Consider the following 18,822-nt stretch of genomic DNA (forward strand, 5'->3'; position numbering starts at 1 on the left):
TTTCCTCCTTTGCCAGCATTTTGAGTGTTACCTATGTTCCCGGTCTATTTTGTTACCCATGTCTCCGGTTTGTACCTTGGGTGGGGCGCGCGACTTTTACGGAAAAACCGTCGGACCTACGACAAAGCAGATTCTCAAGGTAAAGTGCTGGAAAGGACCTTTCGAATTTGATCGTGAAAGTGAAAAAAAATCGTGCATCCAGCCAAACGGAAAATCAATTTCACAAGGCCCATTTTTTATTTTTAAACGAACCTGTCTTTTTTTTATAATTTAGCTTCTTTTTCGATTTTCAGAATCGAATTCAAAAGTAGTTTGAGAAATTAAAATTCGATCCTAATTCGAAAGGTCCTACAATGAAAAAAAACATTCTCGCGTTCGTATCTTTGATCACTATCTTTTCTTTATATTCAGAAGAAGCCACGACCAAGAGTGGGAAAAAGGTAATTTTAAATCCGGATTTTACTTGGAAATTCGCGAATGAAAATTCTGAGAAGAATAAAAATCCAAAAAGCGGATCCATCGTAACTTTGACACGATCGGAAGAGCAGGACACGGAACTCAAAAGCGAAACGGGCGAATTTAGCCTTTGGTTCAATTCAAAAAAGTGGAATCGCTCCGGGCAGAAATCCAATAAGGTTTCGGAATTTGAATTTGAAAATAAAAAGAGGACCGGTTATGCGATGGTCATCTTTGAAGGTTTGGAAATTCCCATGGAATCCTTTCCTGAACTCTTGGTTGTCAATGCACGAGCCATCGATCCCAATGCAAGTTTGATCGACGTTGTGGATTGTAAGATCAACGGCAAACCCGGTAAGTTCGTAAAATATACGGCCTTATTTAGCGGAATGAAATTTATTTTCTATAGTTTCGTTGCCAGTAGTCCAAAGGGTTCGATCCAATTCACAACCTATACACTTGAAAATCGTTTTGATCTCGAAAAAGAAGAATTTGAAAAATTACTTTCCGGTTTGGTTTTTCCGTAAGAAAAAGAATGAATATTTTTTCCCTGAGAATTTCTACCAAGCCGAACGGTCTCGGTAGAATGGCAGTTGTGTTCAATATTTTCACGAATGATCAACTCTCTCGTCTCATGAAAGCCGATCTAAGTCGATGAAAACCTCGTAGCAAAGGAAGATAAATTTTAGTTAAATTCATCGAGCCATTCTTATGCAAAGAATCAGTTTCAAATTTTCTAATTTACTTTCGTCATTTCAAAATACGTTTCGGTGTAAAAATTGTCTCGTTTTCTTTCTTCATCTTTGTTTTCCCATTCTTACTTTGAATGTTTGCTCCGCAACCGTTGGAGAACTGATACAAAAAGGCAAAACGGAAGAAGTCATCGTATTTCTGGATAAAGATTCCGATTGGAATCAAAGGGAAGAATGTGAATCTCCTCTTTCCATCGCATCACGTTACCAAAAAACGGAAATCCTAAAAATTCTTCTTCAGAAAGGCGCCGATCCCAATTACCGCTCGAAAGGATGTCCCCAAGAATCACTATTGATTATAGATGGCGTTTTGATTTCAAAGGACTATTTTTTTACGGCAACCCATACACCACTCAGTCACTCCCCGAACAAGGAAGTCGCGGAAATCTTAATAGACGCCGGTGCAAAACCGAATATCGGCGGCTATAGACAGGACCAACCCTCCGGCCAGGGTCTTGCGTACTATCAATCTCCGCTTCTCATCGCGATTCTCGAAAGAAAATATGAACTCGCAAAATACTTGATTCAAAAAGGAGCATCGACCGAGATTTTCAATCCGCTAACAGGGGAGAATGAACTTGAACTTTGGTTTTCAAGCGTGGGAATCCGTTCTCAAAAAGATCGCAAATTCTATCAATATCTAAGATCACTTGGTCTTAAAAAAATAAAACTCCCTTCTCGGATTAAGCCCGAAAACGATGATCAAACGTTATCTTACGTTCATCTCGTTACAAAAAGCGAAACAAAAAGATCCATCGCAAGCCTTCGAGAGAACGAAACGTTCGAAACGGACCTTGTCTACTCCGACCCGGACCAAAAATACTTTCACAGTTCCGAATTTACCAGGAAGGAAACTGGTCAAAATCTCTACGAATGGATCCTGCAAAGAAGACTTCTCTCCAAGAAACGTTAGGAATCCTTTACCCTCATTCTCCTGTCATATTATATCCTTTGAATTTACTTTACTAAGGGTTTCAGCGTATCAATATATAATTTGCAAGTTTTTGCTTTTCTTTTTAGTCACCCCCCTTAGGATGAACTTCTTCAAAGGAGAATTCTCATGGGGACTGAGTCTCAATCCAAAAAATCTTCGATTCATCAGATCTGGAACGATGGGGCAGTCGTAATCAATCGGATTCGACTTGGTCTGGTGATTCTTTTCAGTCTCACTCTCATCAGCGTTTCAAAAACAAATCATCCTACACAAGTAATCGCGCACATTATCGGTACGGCGCTTATGGCGAGTTATTGTATCTTGGAATTCATTCTTCATCGATCCGGCAAAGTAGGAGTTCGATTTCAAAAAACGTTGGTTCTTTTGGATGTCAATATTCTTACCCTTACGCTCATAGCAGATTGTTCGATCGAGCCGGCCGTATCTTCCGGGATTTTAGCGAATATGCTGATCTTCTTTATTTACTTTTATGTAATGATTTATTCTTCATTTTTAGGTCAGAGGGGCTTTGTTCTTTTGGTAGGAGTTTTCTCTGCTCTTGGAATTGCGGCTTCCATCTTTGTCGCATGGAAGGGAGGAATGGTCCTGACGGAAAATCCGGAACTCGCAAAAATTCCGGGTCATATGATTTTTTCGGTTCAGATCGTAAAGATAACCTTTGTCTTTACTGCAAGTGTGATCTTAGCACAATTGATGAGCTTATTTGCAAAGCTTACAGACGAAGGATCCAGACTGTACGAAGATTCTCAAATCATTCTTTCCAATCTCAAAGAGGATCGGATGAAACTGGAAAACTCCGCCGAAAGTTTGGAGAATTCCATTCGAAAGTTCGCGGACTTTATCAATCGTACCGGTCAAAAGATGGAATCCCAAGCGGCCGCACTGGAAGAAGTGAATGCTGTTCTCGAGGAATTATCCGCGTCTTCGACTAACACCGCGCATTCGATCGAAACTCAAAACAAAAGCCTCTTAGAACTCGCAAACGATTCCGAAAAATTAGGAGAAATTCTAAAAAACAGCGCTTCCCTGAGCGAGGCGCTCGCCGTATTCGCTAAAGAAAATAAAGTCGATATGGAAAACGTGATGATCGCCGCCGAAAAAACGAAATCCTACCTTGTAGACATCACGAATTCTTTCAACAGAGTCGACGAAATCAATCGGATCATGAGCGAGATTGCGGATAAAACCAATCTTTTGGCGCTCAACGCCTCGATCGAGGCGGCTCGCGCGGGAGCGGCAGGACGTGGATTTGCAGTCGTGGCGAACGAGGTAAGCAAACTCGCAGAGTTTACTTCCGGAAACGCGAAGTCCATTTCTGAAATCGTAAACCAGTCGCGCAAATTTATCGAAGAAGCGCGGATCGCGTCTACGGAAACGGGCGATATGACCGAAAATCAAAAAATGAAAATTTTGGATACGGTCGAAAGAATCGATAAAATGAATGTCTTTTATCTGGAACAAAAATCGATCATTCAAAAATTCGTTTCCGAAGTGAATCGAATCAAAACGACTTCGGAAGAGATTCTACGCTCTACAAAGGAACAGATGTTGGGTCAGGAAGAAATGGTCCAAACGATGGGGCATCTCGGAACGGAAATCAATGCTATCAACGACGATTCCGGAATGTTGCAAGAGGAAATCTCTAAAATTAAGATGCAAGCTTCCGAGTTGAGAGTATTGAGCGTACAAAATGCAGATGGTTAAAGGCAAGAGAAAAAAGGGGAGGGGGAATCGATAGTATTCCCCCGAATTTTCCGATGCTTTACTTATGCTGAATTTTCACGTTGGATTTGAGAGTAGGACTTAAAACCGTATATTCAGTTTTTAGAATCAATGAGTTCCCTACTTTATCCGTCGCTCTAAATTCAAATTTGTGCGTTCCAGGATCTAAAACAAGCCCTTCCGCATAATTCCTGAATTCATTTCCATTCTGCTGAAACGTTATGGTTCTCATCCCCGAAATCAAATCTTCACATTGAATTTGAATCTCGGATTGAATCGGCAATAAATTTCCAGAAAGTGGCCGCGGATTCATTCTACAAATCGGCGGACTTGCATCTATGATTCCAAAAATCGTTTCCTCCGCCTGATTTCCGGCGAAATCCTTGGCGCGAATTTGAATTCCAAAACTTCCATCTTCTAAACTTTGAGGAATTTGAAATCGATATAGATTCTTTTCTTGAAACGTCGGATTGACCGGAACTTTTTTTCCATTTTGTAAGAAGAGAAATTCCGCTTCCGCTACGCCGGAAACGAGATCGACGACTTCCACTTGTAGATCCTGATCCTTTCTTGTTACGGGAATCGATTCCAATCGAAATCCTTTTCCTATTTCAGCCCGTATCTCCGGTTTTCTCGTATCTTGAACGACTTCCATCAAACGTGTTGTTTCCTTTACTCCGGACGCGGTTTCGGAATAAAACTCCACGTCATTCTTGCCTTCTTGAAGACCGGAAATGGTTCCCTGGTATTCTTTCCATTCGCCTTCATTGACACGAAAGAAAACCTTCACGCCGTTTTTACCTGTGCTTGGATTGTCTAAGACCAATTTTTCATTTTGGGTTGGAGATAGTATGATGGCCTTTGTTAACGGAGGAGCCTTTCTTTCCAGTCGGACGAAGGGACGCAAGGAATCGATCGATACGGAATCGGAGGGTTCACCTTTGGAATTCATTCTTCCTATTCCAACGATTCTCACATAACGTTCGTTAGCTTCCGGGAAAAATCGAATCCGTCTATCCTTTACGTTTAAGGTTCGAAGAACGATTCGAAAATCAATAGTATCCGAAAATTCTACGTTATACGATTCGGAAGAAGAATCCGCTTTCCATGAAAGTTCGAATTCGTTCACACCTTGCGCATTCAAGATCCCGATAGATAAAAAAAGGAGTCCGATCCAAAGAATTTGTATCGATTTCATTTGGACTGAAATTCCTTATCAATCTGAATCTTATTTGGAATTGGAAACGGCTCCACCGGTGGTTTTCCTTTTTCCACGTACGTTCCAAAACCTGCTTTGACATCCACGCCTTTACCGGCGCCTTCCACATTGACAACCCCTTCGAAACAACCGACATCGGTTCGTTGGTCTTCTTCGCTTCCTACATAGAACTTCGTTCCTCTTACACCGACGACAGCAACGGGAGTATTGATTACAAGTTTTTGCGCGGTCGCATTCTTCTTATTTTTTAGGAGCGACGATTTCACGTCCGCTTGAAGTTGACCTCTTTCTAAAAAGATTTCAGGAGATCCCTTTTTCGATACGGAGAAGCTGGATTTCTCATAAATTTTCACTTTCGTTTCATTTTCCAAAAATGCTAAAGAAGCACCGGATTTGTTTCCCGTTTTCAACGTTTCTCCTTCCCTAAGAATTTGATTTTTGGATACGGATTTCCAAATCGAAGGACCGTCTTCTTTTGTCTTCATCGCGTATTCCACAACTCCGAAAAATATTTCCAAAGAAGCGATCGGTTGTGCTTCCGGCTCCACGATTTTTCTCAGGTGGGAGGGAACTTTCAAAACCATTCCTTCTTTGATTAAGGAAGGATTTTGTATCTGATTGTATTTTAAGAATTCTTTCCACTTTCCCGGATCATTCAGGACTTCTTTTGCAATCTTTGTTAGAGAATCATTTTTTTTGACCTTGTATTCTTCCAGAGTTTTGTCGTCCGAAGTCGACGGCAGAGTCTGCGTAAAAAGGGGAAAGGCGAACAAGAGAGAGAAAACACAAATGAAGAATCCGGTGTTCCGAAAAGTCATAGTTCTTTGATTTCCTATATTATTTTAAGCGAAAATTTAGTCCGTAGATTTGTTGATAAATCGAAATTTCAGGAAATAATATCTTGAAAATTTAGACGAGAGTTTTATCTATTTTCAGTTCAATATAGCGGGGGAATTTCAGTGTTTCAAAAGTGGTTACAAACGGCGTTTTTTTTAACTCTTATTTTATTAGGTTTCTTAGTTCCGGGAAAGATTTCCTCACAAGCAAGTGACGCGGCGGCGGCAATCCAAGAAGCTTGCGGACGTTTGGTGAATGAGGGACTCTATAAGAGCTGTAAGGCGGCACCAGGCTTTTCGGCATCCCAGGGTTACTATAGTCAATCTGCACAGATCAAGTGTGAATGCATCAACAAAAAAGATAACGGAAAAACCATCGTTACCATCACCTTAGGTCAATATTACTAAAAGAACTGTAGTCTCTCATTTTTGGTTTTGATCGAGAATGGGAGTTCTCCTTATCGAAGATCATTTTTTCTTTCGCAACGTCATCCGAATCCGCCCAAATGCGATATTGAATTTTTTTGATCTCCACGAAGATTCTCACGCGTTTAAATATTTACGTTTCATTTTGTAAAGCATGTATTGAGTACGATGTGTAAAGGATGAATGGGTAAGTTTAATCGTAAACTCCATTTTATGAGACATAATATGTATTATCGGAAGTTGTGGATATGTCTCGTTCGGCGAAAGTTACCACGCACTCTCTCGATCTTTTAATATTCCTGAAAACGAAAACGAGGTTCCAGACTTGTATTGGCAGAGAGCGAATCTTCCCGTTTCTCGGGCTTGATGAAACGAGTTGGATGCGCTTCGGATTTTCTTCAAAAAAAATTAAAATTTGGTCGGGATACTTAAGCGCAAATCCGTATTCTCTTTTCCGATTTTCGACCTTTGGCTCGGCTTGTTCTGATTCAAAGAAAACTTCTATATTTTCTAAAAAAAGTCCCGTTTATACGATTGAGATACGTCTTTAAAGTTTCCATTCTAACTTTGAGGAAAAAAAAAGAAGAACCTCCGGTTTTACGACAACAAGAGGTTCTTCTTCTCAAGAAAAGATCAAGAAGTTTCCGATCAATTCAGCTGAAAAGTTCCCTTACCATTATCCGCAGTATTCACGATTATCGTGTAAGAGCCAGGAACATTAAACTGGATCTGAGCCGAATTTGTAATCGTAGCCGCTCCTGAAACAAATATAAAATCCGTTCCGGCTCCGGCGAGATTGACTCCCCTTGTAATTGGACAACCGCCTTTGTAGACCGCTACTCCGAGAGTTCCCGCGCTTACCTGAAACGTTCCCATCGTGCCAGCTGTCGCCACTGGAATTTGGATCGCGCTATACCCCTTATCAATTTGAGTGAACGAGAGCGAATAAGGTGTTCCATTTGCAATCGCGGTCATCGAAGCAATCGGAACGGAAGTTCCCGCAGGGGAAAACGAGCAAGTGTTGTAACCACCGGCTAAAAGGACCAAGGCTAAATAAGAAGAATCGTCGTCTTCCTTGGATTTGCACGCAGAAAGAAGTCCGATCAAAACGATACAGACTCCGATTTTTTTCACTAAGTTCATTTGTAATACTCCGAAGAATTTTTCCCATCTAGGTTCTAAGAATTCCAGAGAGTCAAGTTTATCACGAACGTTATCTTCTTCTATCTTAGTTAGTTATTCCTTTTACGGAACTTGAAATCTCATTTTTTTATAATATTCAGTTTTTATAATTTATTTTTTACATTTATAAATCCAATTATTCACCGGTTCAAACGTCAATAAAACGGGAATGAAAATCATTAAACCCTCTAAACGGAGAGAAAGAAAGCATGATACGGAGGAAATTTTCCTGTTAAGAACAACGTTAGAATATACTTCATTCCCAAATACGTTTCACGGGTTTCTTTTTCTTGGAAACTTACGTATAAATGAAAAATCATCTTGGTTTTCCATAAATCCGATTCGGTAAACGGTAAACGTTTATTCCGTTTTAAAGAACATTCATTCCAATTCGAATTTCAAAAACTGCGTTTTTTAGAAATCTTTCTTCGATTCCTTCATTTAAGAGTTGTTAAACGAATTATTTTTCGAAATCCAATTTGTTTGTTTCTTGTTCATGAAACTTTGTGTTCGATTGCAATTGGATCAAAATTGGACGGAACAGCATCGTCACAACTTCTCTAATTTCCTATTCTTTGTTTTAATATAGCGATTCAAAGGACTTTCAAAACAAGGAGTGCTCGAAAAAACCGTTTTGCATCAAATCGTTGCGAGGACAGTCCCGAGAGCAAAGGAGCGAAAAAAGAGCAAAGTTGTGGATCGAAAAAATTCAGTTGGACTCAAAACGATACGCAAAGAATTGAGGAGGATCGCCTGAAAATCGAAGAAGCCGAGCGATTGGCCTGTTTTTATTTCTGTCTTACGATCAGAGATTTGTATTTTACTTTTTCTTCCCTTCTTCTGGAGAGATTACTCGGAAAAACGGATTGGAGAACAGATAACCGGACGGAAAAGTCGCCTTCAGGATTACATATTCGTCTTTCGAATCGAAAACGTAATCCCCGCGTATGGCCTGGAATTCTTCTTTTAAAACTCTTCCACCTTTCCCGATGAATTCCAGTTTTAAGAATTTTTCAGGAAACTCCGCGACAATTTTTTCGCCTTCCAATCTTAGGTCGGAAATTTTCGGATCATCCATGTATTCCACAAGCTTTATTACGGAAATGTAATTTCCAATCTTAAGATTCTGGATGATTTCTTTCGGTTCAGTGGAATCGGTATTCAAAAGAATATAGCGAGTGAATGCATCTCCTTCGTTTTGATTGGAAAAAGTCAACTCATGAAAGATCCTTTCATACAAGGGAAGTTTCATAGCACGAATCAGCTCACCCGGAAAGTAATGAAGGTCGTCTCCACTCGTCGCTAAAATCGGATATCCTTGATCGAGAAGACGAATCCATTCCGAGAAAGAATCTCCAAACGGGGAAAATACTTCGACCGCGTCTACGTTTCTGAGTCGTTCAATATCCCGGTAGGAGATCGAACCCTCGAGAACGGGATGAGAAACGACCACAAACGATCCTTCCTTTTGCATTTGCTCGATCGTCCATTGAAGATTTCCGATCGTTGCGTAAATCGGGAAGTAATCGAAAATCGCCGCCTCCGCGCCTAACGCAAGTAAATGCTTTCGATTAAAATCCCGGCCCCATTCGTAACCGGGAAGAAATTTTTTGTCGCCGGATTCCACTCCGCTTACTTTGAGATAATCTGTGATTGCGATCAGATCGTATTTCTTTTCAAGATAACGGTCCTGAATCTCCTTCGGACTACTTCGAAACGGAGAGAATCCGTCTCGATCGGAATGAAGATGAATCGCCGTTTTCAACCACCGTTGTTCTGTTTTTGAATAGGGAGAATGAATGAAATTTCCTTGAAAGGGAATCATCCTTTCGGACCTCAGTGGACTACGTAAGATCCAAGAAATGAAAAAATGCCCGACGCCTAGGAACAAAAGGAATCCAAGAATTCGAAACCAGACCTTAGGATCCATTCTTTTTTTGAAAACCATCTGCATTCCATTTCAAAAGGATCGCTTAGAATGAAAAAAGTTTTTCCGTTTCGGATGGTTTTTTTACGTTCTTCTTTTTTATCTTCTTTTTTAAAATGTCAGGGATTTGTAATTTTTGAATGGAACGTTTTTTTGCCACGCTCGGAGCTTTTGGACGCGACTTTTTAAGATCTGCGGCCAAGTAAGTGCGCACTTAATTAATCGATTTACAGAATTTCCCAAGTTATAAATTCTAAACTTTAATGACAGTCCCTGAAATTTCCGTCATCCTACCGACCTACAACGAGAAAGAGAATATTCCGGTTCTTCTTCCAAAAATTGCCCATGCTCTTCGGAAGTTTTCGTATGAGATCCTACTTGTGGATGACAATAGTCCGGACCGTACCTGGGAAGTGGCAGAAAATCTAAAAAAGAATCACAAGGAACTTTTCGTTCTCCGAAGGATGGAAGGACGGGGTCTTTCCTCAGCGGTTCTTGCGGGAATGTCGATCGCAAAAGGGAACGTTTTTGTCGTAATGGACGCGGATTTACAACACGACGAATCGATTCTTCCAAATTTAGTGGAACCGATTCTCACAAAAAAATCGGAGATTTCTATCGGAACGAGATATACGGACGGTGGATCGACTTCGAATTGGTCCTGGATCCGAAAAAGTCTAAGCTTTATCGCGACCACACTCGCGAATTTTTTTTTACCGATTCCTGTTTCCGATCCGATGAGCGGTTTTTTTGCGATTTCAAAAGAATACTTTGAAAAGACCGCAGATTTCATCAACCCGAGAGGATTTAAGATTCTATTAGAATTTCTGCATAGGTCGGAAATAAAGCCGAGAATTTCGGAAGTTCCTTTCACCTTTCAAAGCAGACGATTCGGCAAAACAAAGTTGGACGGTTCCGTGATCCGAAATTATTTAGTCGCGCTTTTGGATCTTCGTTTTGGAAAACGAATCTCCCCTACTTTTCTTCTCTATTCTTTGGTCGGATCCTCCGGCGTTATTGTAAATCTATTCGGACTCTTGATCGCGGAATCCCTTCATTTTCCCGAGTTGAGGACCCCTTTTCAGTTTCTGAATCCGTTCCACAGTTCGGTCTTGTTCGGAATCGAAATCTCTATTCTTTCCAATTTTTTTCTGAATAACTATCTCACATTTTATGAAAAAAGATACGATGGAATTCGAATCGTTCAAGGTTTGATTCTTTTTCATCTCGTCAGCCTGATTGGACTTCTGATCCAAATCAGCGTTTTTCAATTTCTATATCATAGAATCTTTATATCCGAATTCAATTCTTCCGGACTTCGCATTAAATTCTTCTCAGATTCGCTTGCTATTTTAGCCGCGATGATTACAAATTACTTCTTAAACCTAAACGTTACATGGAAAGGTTCGAGAGACGAATCCCGTTTCTAAAGGAGTTTTATGCCTAAAGTGTTAGTTCCTTTCGCGGAAGGAATGGAAGAAATGGAGGCAGTCATCATTGTGGACGTCCTCCGAAGAGCGAAGATCGAAGTGACGAGCGCATCGCTCCAGGAAGGCTTCGTTACCGCATCCCGAGGAGTTCGCCTTTTGGCGGACACGTCTCTCGATCATATCGATTTCAAAACGTTTGATATGATCGTTCTTCCAGGAGGGAACGGTGGCACCAAAGCTCTCGCTTCGGATAAAAGAATCTCCGATTTTCTAATCGAAGCGAAAAGGAACGGGCAATGGATCGCGGCCATTTGCGCCGCTCCCAGTATTTTAGTACATCAGAATATTCTCACAAACCAGGACCGTTTTACGTCTTTTCCCGGTGTTGTTTCGGAGGCTCCCGGTTATACCGGATCGAGGCTCGAAATTTCCGGCAAGATCGTGACGAGCGTCGGCCCGGGATCCGCTTTCGAATTCTCCTTAGAGCTTGTAAGAATTCTTCGTGACGAAAAGACGATGTTGGAAGTAAAAGAAGCCCTGCAATTGCCTAAATGAAGAATTTTTTTAAGATCGCTTCCAGAAACTTTCAGAGAATCACGGCGATCACAGGGGCTGGAATATCCGCAGAAAGCGGAATCCCAACCTTTCGAGGTACGGATGGGCTATGGAAAAACTTTCGCGCGGAAGAATTGGCGACTCCGCAGGCGTTTCAAAAAGATCCACAACTGGTCTGGGAATGGTATCTCTGGAGAAGAAGCGTCATTGAAAGTAAAGATCCGAATCCAGGACACTTCGCTCTCGCAGAATTAGAACAACGTAATGTGAATTTTTTTCTCATCACACAGAATGTGGACGGACTTCATACGAGAGCCGGCTCCAAAAATCTCGTTGAAATCCACGGTAATATTTTCGTCAACCGTTGCACTTCCTGCACAAACGAAATCAAAACTTCGATAGTCGATCAGAACGAGACCCTTCCACAGTGCAATGTCTGCGGTTCTCTCTTTCGTCCGGGTGTCGTTTGGTTTGGAGAATCCTATGATCGATCGAAACTCAACGAGTCGATTCTGAGAATGCAGAACACAGATCTTTTATTGATCATCGGTACATCCGGTGCAGTGAGTATGCCGGTTTATTTGGCTGAAATTGCAAAAGAAAGCGGAGCGATTCTTATTGAAATCAATCCGGAGAGAAGCTCTTTTTCATCTTCCGTAGATCTTTTCGTACAAGGTAAAGCCGGAGAAATTCTTCCCGAACTCGTAGCAGAAATGTTCTCGCCTTAATTCCAAACGAGCGACTCTCGTTCCTTCCTACTCTTCTACAAAGTCAAGGCCTTCATTCATTTCATCCTTGTATTTTTTTGTAATGAATCCGAAAGTGAAAAAACAGTCATTTCTATTTGTTAGAATCTATATAAAAAACGCACTTGAAAGATGAATTTATTCTTCACGCAAAGATTCATCCGGAAAGAAAAGGAACGGAAAAGCTTGCATATTTTTTCAAAAATTTTTAAACGAAAAAAAAACCGAAACGAATCACAAGAAAGCGGTTATGAATCGGAAAATTCCGGATGGACGGCAATCGACGAAATTACCAACCGAATCTATCCAACTCAAAGACTGGACTCGGTAATTTCTCCTAAAATCATGCCGATCCATGATCGCACTGGTAAAACAATACTATTTCAATTGGCGGTGTTCGATTTTGAGGACCACTGGCTTTACGTTAGTTATGGTTGTAGCGAACTTTTTGAAAAAACTTGGGAAGACTCTGAATGGAGCGGCTTAGGTTACGAATTGACGTTGAGACTAAAGAAGAATCGACTCGCTGTTCCCCCTATGTGGCCAATGCCTGTAATGAACGATCTGGCATTTTATGCTTTACAGGGCCATGAACTTAGACCAGGACAAAGCATCAACTTCGGTGGTCCTATCGATGGAGAAGAGGAAACGAAATTGACCGGCTTCCTTTTTCTAAAAGATCGTGAATTGCCTTCGATTGACACTCCGAACGGGAAATTACAGTTTTTGCAACTCTATGGACTCGACAAAAATACTTTGGAGAAGATAAAATCGGAAGGCACTCATAAACTCATTGCCTCTTTGGAACAGGATACAAGTAATTTGTTAACGGACATAGACTGATTCTTATTGGTTGATTTCCGAATCTTGAAGAATCTCTTCGATAACAAAATTAGGTAGAAACGATCCGATTAGGAATCCGATTTGCTCGATTCCCCTTTTTGCAATTCGATGCCGGGCATCGATACATATCCCGGCAAGTCTTCTATTCGTTTCAACCAATCGCATACATTCGGGAAAGGTCGTACATCTATCTTTCCCTCGCTGGCCAAAGCGATATATGGATACATTGCTAAATCGGCGATCGTCACTTTTTCTGCGGCGAGCCATGGATGTTTTTTTAGATGATCTTCCAGGAGGGACAAGAGTTGATTTGTGATGTAAACGGCTTCTTCTACCGGAATCGATCTTCCAAATCGATAATGAGCGCGTAACGCCGCCGGACCTCTGGTCACTTCGTTTGCAGACGTCGAAAGCCATTCCACTACTTTTGCGCTCCCGATTCCGGACCGAGGAAACCATTCTCCGTTTCCGTATTCCACTGCGAGGTAAACGAGAATGGCATGACTATCTCGAATAAACACACCTTTGTCTTTCAAAACCGGCACTTGTCCCAAAGGATTTATTTTGAGAAATTCTTCTGACTTTTGTTCTCGTTCGGCGCTGTTTAGGGAACGACTCGTATATTCCAAATTCAACATAGACAAGAGCATTCTGACCTTGTGACAATTTCCGGATACGGCGAATTCAAATAGTTCCAAAACTCCTCCCTTCCCTTAGAAAAAAAATCTTCCTGATTTCATCCTTATTCTTCTTTTCCTCGTTTCCGAAAGATTCTTACTTCGGAAGTCGAGTAAAGATAAAATCGGCGTAGTCATTAAAACAACTCGGCGACATATGACCTGGGTCGCTAAAATCGTCGCAGTGATACAACGGATCTTCGTTCATATTCCAGAACGCAGTTCCAGTCGATTGATGCAAACGGTTCAAAATCGGGATCATTATATCATACGGAGTTCTTTCGTCTTTTTCGTTCGTTAAGACTTTTTTTGTTTTATAGAGTTCAAAATAAGGACGAGAAACCCGCACCCAAATCGTTGCGTAAGGAACTCCCAATCCTTTCGCGATAGAAATCGCATCCTCTTGATTGGACATCATTTTTGGATTGAACGTAAACGGAGTGAGATAGGATTTAAAATCCGTGTTCGATCTTTTTTTGAGTAGCTCCGGAGAAAGGACGATCTTGGGACTCGAGTCGGAGGTCGCGCTTCCCCTTTGTTTTTTTAGATTCTCCGTAATCTCGTCCCGGAGTTTGCTATACCCCTTTGCCATCGCTCCTCCGTCCTTGACTCGAGCTCGAATCACATTCCAGCGAGGCCGATTTTTTAGAGTATGGAATAATTTTTTTCCAATAAACCCGGTAAGATCGGAAGAAGAATATCGATCCGCGTGACGGAAAACAAACGACGGGCTGAGTCCGTAAAACAGAACCTCGTCCAAAGTCAAAACGGAGGAAGAATTGAAAATCTCGATCGATTCGTCCATTAGTATAAAATCCGGTTTGACTCCGTCGGATTGAAACCGCTCCAACCAATAAAGATAATAATCGGGAGAACCGCCGGGAACCGAAAAGTTGAACAGAATCCAATTCGGATATTTTTTTTCTATATAATCGTTTCTAAAAAGGAGAGCCCTCGAATTTCCAAAATAGACAAGAACCTTCTTTCTTTCCTTCTCTTGCAGATAACCTTTCAATTCTTCAAACAAAAATTCCTTGTGACGAAAGTTAAGATCGGAAAGCGTAAGCGAGTAATACGGTTCCAAGGTCGTGGAACTCACAATCTTATCGATACTAAAGGCGATGAGAAAGATGACAAAAGGAACGATTAGAAATCGGTTTCGAAACATTCTATTTTCCTAAAACTTATAATAGATAAACGCGCCCGAGTCTTCCGAAAACAAAGCGAGCAAGAATAGGGTGACAACGCCTACAATGGTAAGAAGCCAAGGATCGTATTTTCGGAAGCGTTTCCAAAATTCGGGAACATACTGGACCCAATTGAATAAGACAAGCGCCAGGAATAAATAGAAGAATTTTTCCACATTCTCCATTTGATTGAGTAGAAAAAAAGAATTTCCGTCGATCAATCGCCCCGCTTCCCCGATCCAAGCCGTTCCTGAAGAACTTGAAAGTTCCGATTCGATCGAGGTAGGAGAATTCTTGAATATTCCCAAAACATGTTGTACCATCGTTTTTGCGTTATCCGCTCGAAACAATACGGCGCTAAATGAAAATAAAAGAAAAACGGTCGTTGCCTTGAGAACTTTTAGGATTGTACTTTTTTCCGGTGTGAGTTTCCAACCGAGCGTATTCTCCATATAACGTTCTCCAGCGAGCAATACTCCCCAATAAAATCCCCAAGCGATAAAGGTATAATCCGCTCCGTGCCAAAAACCTCCAATCGTCATCGTAAGAATCAGATTGAGATGAGTTCTCCACTGCGAAGCGCGACTTCCTCCTAACGAGAAATAGATGTAATCGCGTAACCAAAAAGACAACGTTATGTGCCATCTCTGCCAGAGTTCCCTTCCGCTGAGAGAAAAGAACGGCGCTTTGAAATTTTCGGGAAGATAAAAGCCGAGTAACGCGCCCACTCCTCTCGCCATGTCCGTAAGGCCCGAAAAATCACAGAAGACCTGAATCGAATAACCGATTCCGGCAAGAATCAAGGAAGTTGAATCGTAAACTTCCGGATTCGAATAGATCGGAGAAATCAAACCGGAAGCTGGATCCGCTATCAAGACCTTTTTAATAAGACCGCTGATCATCAGATAACTTCCGTTATAGATTTTATCTCGATCCGGTTCCAGATTCTTTAAGTTCGGAAAAAAATCCCCCGTTCTCATAATCGGACCTGCGATCAAAACCGGAAAAAATAAAACAAAAAGAAAGTATCCTTGGATTGAGATGAGTTCGCTTTCAGGATTTCGTTTGGCATCCACGGCCGCGGCGATCATCTGAAAGCTGTAAAAGCTGATCGCTAAGGGAAGAATGATATGAACGATTCCCTGAATCTCTTGAAAGAACGGATAACCCGTAAGATCCGCAAGAACTCTGGAAAAGAAATAAAAGTATTTGAAAAATCCAAGATTGATACAGTTGAAAAGAACCGCCGCGATCATCCACTTTTTGGAATTCTCACGATCGAGCTTGATTCTCTTATAAAGAATGTAGTTGAGAAGAATTACGAAAACAAAATGAAAGAAAAAAATCCAGGAAAACCAAATATAAAAAAAGGCGCTGGAAAGAATCAAAAAGTCGGGACGATTCTTTTTTGGAATCAACCAATAGATCGTGTAAACGAAGGCGAAAAAAATCGCAAAAGTAACGGAGTTGAACAGCACTGTTTATCTGCCCTTCCTAAATAAATTTTTCCAATATTCGAGTTCGTCCGAGTTTAGTTTTTTGTCTTTGTATTCTTCGCTGTCCGGCTCCGGCTTTTTCGGAGTGGTTTCCGCGAGAACCAAGGTCGCAAATTCTTCGGAAGAGATCGGATGAGCCCCCCATTTTTTTGCGTGAAAAAAAATCTCTTTATCCGAACTGACTACTTGTACATCCGAAGGCCGAGCTTGTGTACGAACAAACTCTTTGATTAAGTCGTCCGCTTTTCTTTCTCGACTAAAATACACGTGCAGTTTTCCAAACGTCTCTTGATAAACTTCACTCGCTATTTCTTTTTTGCCGTCGAAGAAAACGTGAAACGTCAGGTTTTTCTTTTTTTTAGAATAGAACTCGATCAACTCCAAAACTACCGCTCTGGCTTTATTCAGTTGATTTTGATACATCAATTCTTCCGTTTCCGGAAACTTATAAATCAGATTGAAACCGTCAATCGCCACTTGTGAATACATGGAATTGTAGTGACCAGAATCCCATTCTCGTAAATACTGTAAACCAACCTTTCCAGGGAGATAATGAGTAAAATGGCTGATTCCGAACGTAATCCGGTCCGGGTCAACAAATTTAACGTCTGGCATTTTTATCTTTGGCTCCGCGCGTTACCGGGATCCGGGAGAGATCTGTTTCTTCTTTCTCTTGCCACCTTCGACGTCCTTCTTCTTTTGATCTATAATTCTTATAAAGAATTTCTACCCAAAGAACTCTATGCCTACGTCATCGGTTTTGACTTTTTTGTTCTCGTGATTTGGGGTGTGGAACTCATCACAAAATTTAGAAAATCCAAAGACCCGGGAACTTACTTCTCGATGAATTGGTACGAAGTCGTGGGCGTGATTCCCTTTTACTTTCTTCGTCCCTTTTTACTTTTGAGAGGAATCAAGATCCTGATCGCATTCTACAAGTTGGGTCAGTCCGGACAAAACCTAAGCGATATCGTAACGAGAGAAATCACGTTTCGTTTTCGCGACGTCATCGTGGATACGATCGCGGACGCCGTCTTTTTACATTCTTTGGAAAGAGTAGAAGAGGTGATGATTCGTCTCGACTACAGTCAACTCGCCAAACGCGCGTTTGAACTCCACCAAACTCAGTTTAACGCAAAGGTAAACGAATCTCTGCAATCCAAATTCTTATTGGGAGAATTGTCCCGCATTCCCTTTATGGGTGAAATTTCGAAACGACTCGGAGAGGACATCAGCACGATGATCACGGACGTTCTTGAAAATGAAGTGACCGGGGAAATCATGAAGCAGATCACCGAAGCGATTCTCAAAGAAATGGCGAATCACGTAAAAAAACTTCCGATCGAAAGAATCACACGTCCTCTCGAAGTCGAAAGCTCGTTACAGGAAACACCAACGATTCTCAAAAAAGAAGAAGAATCTCCTGAGACTTCGACCGAACCCGAATCGTAATCCGTCTATTCTTCATGAGTTCGATCTTTAACCGCCTTTCTTTTCCTTGGAATTCCACTTCCTTTTCTTTGGCTATCGCCGGCGGAGGTTGTAAGGCCTTTTACGGTCTTGGGGCGGGACTTTCTTTTCGAAAATGGGGTTTGAACCTCTCTGAAATTTCCGGAGTTAGCGCCGGTGCCGCCATGGCGCTTTGTATTCTTTCCGAAAGAGAAGAAGAGAGCATAACGTATTTCGAAGAACTCGCCAGAAGAAATTCTAAAAATTTTCGTTTCCTAAATCTTTTCAAAGGATTGTCTCCGTTTCCTCATGAGAATATTACGAGAAGATCGATTCGTTACAGCCTCGATCTTAAAAAGATCAAAGAATCTTCTGTGAAAGTTTTTATCGGAGCGGTTAAGGCAAAACCGATCCACAAACTCAACGGAAACAAAACTTCCGTTTCTCGTTTGATATCCAGAACGATGCAGGCTTATATCCAAGACGAAAGAGATAAACAAAAAGGAAGAATACCGAACCGCGTTCAGTCGATCTTTGACGAATGGAATCTGGAGAACATCGTCTATTCTGAAAAAGATCTCGTTGAGTCGAAAACGGTAGAACAGATTCTACTCAATTCTTCTTCGGTCCCTCCGGTCGTTTCGCTTCAAAGAAAGAATGATGAATTCTTTTTGGACGGAGGTCTTACCAACAACTTACTTCTGGAATACTTCTCCCCATCTCAGCCAAAAATCGGAATCTACTACGAGGACAACACGATCGTGGGAAAGTCGGAATCCGTATTAAAGAATACCTTTCTTTTTAAACCCTCTCGCCCTCTTTCGATCAGCGCCTTTGATTATACGAATCCGATCGGAGTGCGAGCGACTTTCGAATTAGGAAAGCAAGACGCGGAAGAACGAAAGGATGAGATTTTGGATTTTATTCAGAAGGTTCGATAAAAAACACTTGCGATTCTTTTTCG

The 18,822-nt window shown here is 41.3% G+C and carries 19 protein-coding genes; 11 read left to right on the forward strand and 8 right to left on the reverse strand.

Going from position 1 to position 18,822, the window contains the following annotated elements:
• Nucleotides 1-353: 353 nt before the first annotated feature.
• The 4 genes from DLM75_RS11230 to DLM75_RS11240 all read left to right on the forward strand — a co-directional run bounded on the left by DLM75_RS11230 (nt 354) and on the right by DLM75_RS11240 (nt 3,867).
• Nucleotides 354-983 (forward strand): hypothetical protein, encoded by a 630-nt coding sequence (locus tag DLM75_RS11230; RefSeq protein ID WP_118968621.1) that lies wholly within the window; start codon nt 354-356, stop codon nt 981-983.
• 8 nt (nt 984-991) lie between these two features.
• Nucleotides 992-1,114: a hypothetical protein gene (locus DLM75_RS24820; RefSeq protein ID WP_277738612.1), complete on the forward strand. Its 123-nt coding sequence runs from the start codon at nt 992-994 to the stop codon at nt 1,112-1,114.
• Between the two features lie 53 nt (nt 1,115-1,167).
• The gene (locus DLM75_RS11235) at nt 1,168-2,121 is read left to right on the forward strand and encodes an ankyrin repeat domain-containing protein (protein ID WP_118968622.1); all 954 of its coding nucleotides are present in this window, start codon (nt 1,168-1,170) and stop codon (nt 2,119-2,121) included.
• Nucleotides 2,122-2,268: 147 nt separating this feature from the next.
• Entirely contained in the window at nt 2,269-3,867 is a 1,599-nt protein-coding gene (locus tag DLM75_RS11240) for a methyl-accepting chemotaxis protein (RefSeq protein ID WP_118968623.1), read from the forward strand.
• 58 nt (nt 3,868-3,925) lie between these two features.
• Here DLM75_RS11240 and DLM75_RS11245 read toward each other — a convergent pair whose 3' ends face one another.
• Together DLM75_RS11245 and DLM75_RS11250 are read right to left on the reverse strand one after the other, a co-directional pair.
• A complete protein-coding gene (locus tag DLM75_RS11245) occupies nt 3,926-5,083 on the reverse strand; it encodes an Ig-like domain-containing protein (RefSeq protein ID WP_118968624.1) in 1,158 nt (385 codons plus the stop codon).
• Nucleotides 5,080-5,922, reverse strand: coding sequence for a FecR family protein (locus DLM75_RS11250; RefSeq protein ID WP_118968625.1), 843 nt, complete (start codon nt 5,920-5,922; stop codon nt 5,080-5,082). Before DLM75_RS11250 ends, DLM75_RS11245 begins: the two co-directional genes overlap by 4 nt.
• Nucleotides 5,923-6,063: 141 nt before the next feature.
• Between DLM75_RS11250 and DLM75_RS11255 the strand changes: the two genes are divergently transcribed.
• A complete protein-coding gene (locus DLM75_RS11255; RefSeq protein ID WP_118968626.1) occupies nt 6,064-6,348 on the forward strand; it encodes a hypothetical protein in 285 nt (94 codons plus the stop codon).
• A gap of 666 nt (nt 6,349-7,014) precedes the next feature.
• On the opposite strand, the gene DLM75_RS11265 is transcribed toward DLM75_RS11255, so the two are convergent.
• On the reverse strand, nt 7,015-7,509 hold the full coding sequence (locus DLM75_RS11265) for a hypothetical protein (RefSeq protein ID WP_118968628.1): 495 nt from the start codon (nt 7,507-7,509) through the stop codon (nt 7,015-7,017).
• An 859-nt stretch (nt 7,510-8,368) separates the two neighbouring features.
• Nucleotides 8,369-9,496: a CehA/McbA family metallohydrolase domain-containing protein gene (locus tag DLM75_RS11275; protein WP_118968630.1), complete on the reverse strand. Its 1,128-nt coding sequence runs from the start codon at nt 9,494-9,496 to the stop codon at nt 8,369-8,371.
• A 242-nt stretch (nt 9,497-9,738) separates the two neighbouring features.
• Here DLM75_RS11275 and DLM75_RS11280 point away from each other — a divergent pair, with 242 nt between their 5' ends.
• From DLM75_RS11280 to DLM75_RS11295, 4 genes are all read left to right on the forward strand, one after another.
• On the forward strand, nt 9,739-10,905 hold the full coding sequence (locus DLM75_RS11280) for a glycosyltransferase (RefSeq protein ID WP_118968631.1): 1,167 nt from the start codon (nt 9,739-9,741) through the stop codon (nt 10,903-10,905).
• Nucleotides 10,906-10,914: 9 nt separating this feature from the next.
• Nucleotides 10,915-11,460: a DJ-1 family glyoxalase III gene (locus DLM75_RS11285; RefSeq protein ID WP_118968632.1), complete on the forward strand. Its 546-nt coding sequence runs from the start codon at nt 10,915-10,917 to the stop codon at nt 11,458-11,460.
• On the forward strand, nt 11,457-12,188 hold the full coding sequence (locus DLM75_RS11290; RefSeq protein WP_118968633.1) for an SIR2 family NAD-dependent protein deacylase: 732 nt from the start codon (nt 11,457-11,459) through the stop codon (nt 12,186-12,188). Before DLM75_RS11285 ends, DLM75_RS11290 begins: the two co-directional genes overlap by 4 nt.
• Nucleotides 12,189-12,392: 204 nt before the next feature.
• Nucleotides 12,393-13,049 carry a suppressor of fused domain protein gene (locus tag DLM75_RS11295; protein WP_118968634.1) on the forward strand — a complete coding sequence of 219 codons (657 nt, stop codon included), beginning with the start codon at nt 12,393-12,395 and terminating at the stop codon, nt 13,047-13,049.
• 68 nt (nt 13,050-13,117) lie between these two features.
• On the opposite strand, the gene DLM75_RS11300 is transcribed toward DLM75_RS11295, so the two are convergent.
• The 4 genes from DLM75_RS11300 to DLM75_RS11315 form a co-directional block, all read right to left on the reverse strand.
• Entirely contained in the window at nt 13,118-13,747 is a 630-nt protein-coding gene (locus tag DLM75_RS11300; protein ID WP_241547910.1) for a glutathione S-transferase family protein, read from the reverse strand.
• Nucleotides 13,748-13,823: 76 nt separating this feature from the next.
• Entirely contained in the window at nt 13,824-14,894 is a 1,071-nt protein-coding gene (locus DLM75_RS11305; RefSeq protein ID WP_118968635.1) for a DUF1574 domain-containing protein, read from the reverse strand.
• Between the two features lie 9 nt (nt 14,895-14,903).
• Nucleotides 14,904-16,391: an MBOAT family O-acyltransferase gene (locus tag DLM75_RS11310; protein WP_118968636.1), complete on the reverse strand. Its 1,488-nt coding sequence runs from the start codon at nt 16,389-16,391 to the stop codon at nt 14,904-14,906.
• Between the two features lie 3 nt (nt 16,392-16,394).
• Nucleotides 16,395-16,898 carry an NYN domain-containing protein gene (locus tag DLM75_RS11315; RefSeq protein ID WP_118968637.1) on the reverse strand — a complete coding sequence of 168 codons (504 nt, stop codon included), beginning with the start codon at nt 16,896-16,898 and terminating at the stop codon, nt 16,395-16,397.
• Between the two features lie 72 nt (nt 16,899-16,970).
• Here DLM75_RS11315 and DLM75_RS11320 point away from each other — a divergent pair, with 72 nt between their 5' ends.
• Both DLM75_RS11320 and DLM75_RS11325 read left to right on the forward strand, forming a co-directional pair.
• Entirely contained in the window at nt 16,971-17,861 is an 891-nt protein-coding gene (locus DLM75_RS11320; protein WP_118968638.1) for a hypothetical protein, read from the forward strand.
• A 14-nt stretch (nt 17,862-17,875) separates the two neighbouring features.
• Entirely contained in the window at nt 17,876-18,799 is a 924-nt protein-coding gene (locus DLM75_RS11325; protein ID WP_118968639.1) for a patatin-like phospholipase family protein, read from the forward strand.
• Nucleotides 18,800-18,822: the final 23 nt, after the last annotated feature.

Source organism: Leptospira stimsonii (assembly GCF_003545885.1).
Classification (GTDB): domain Bacteria; phylum Spirochaetota; class Leptospiria; order Leptospirales; family Leptospiraceae; genus Leptospira; species Leptospira stimsonii.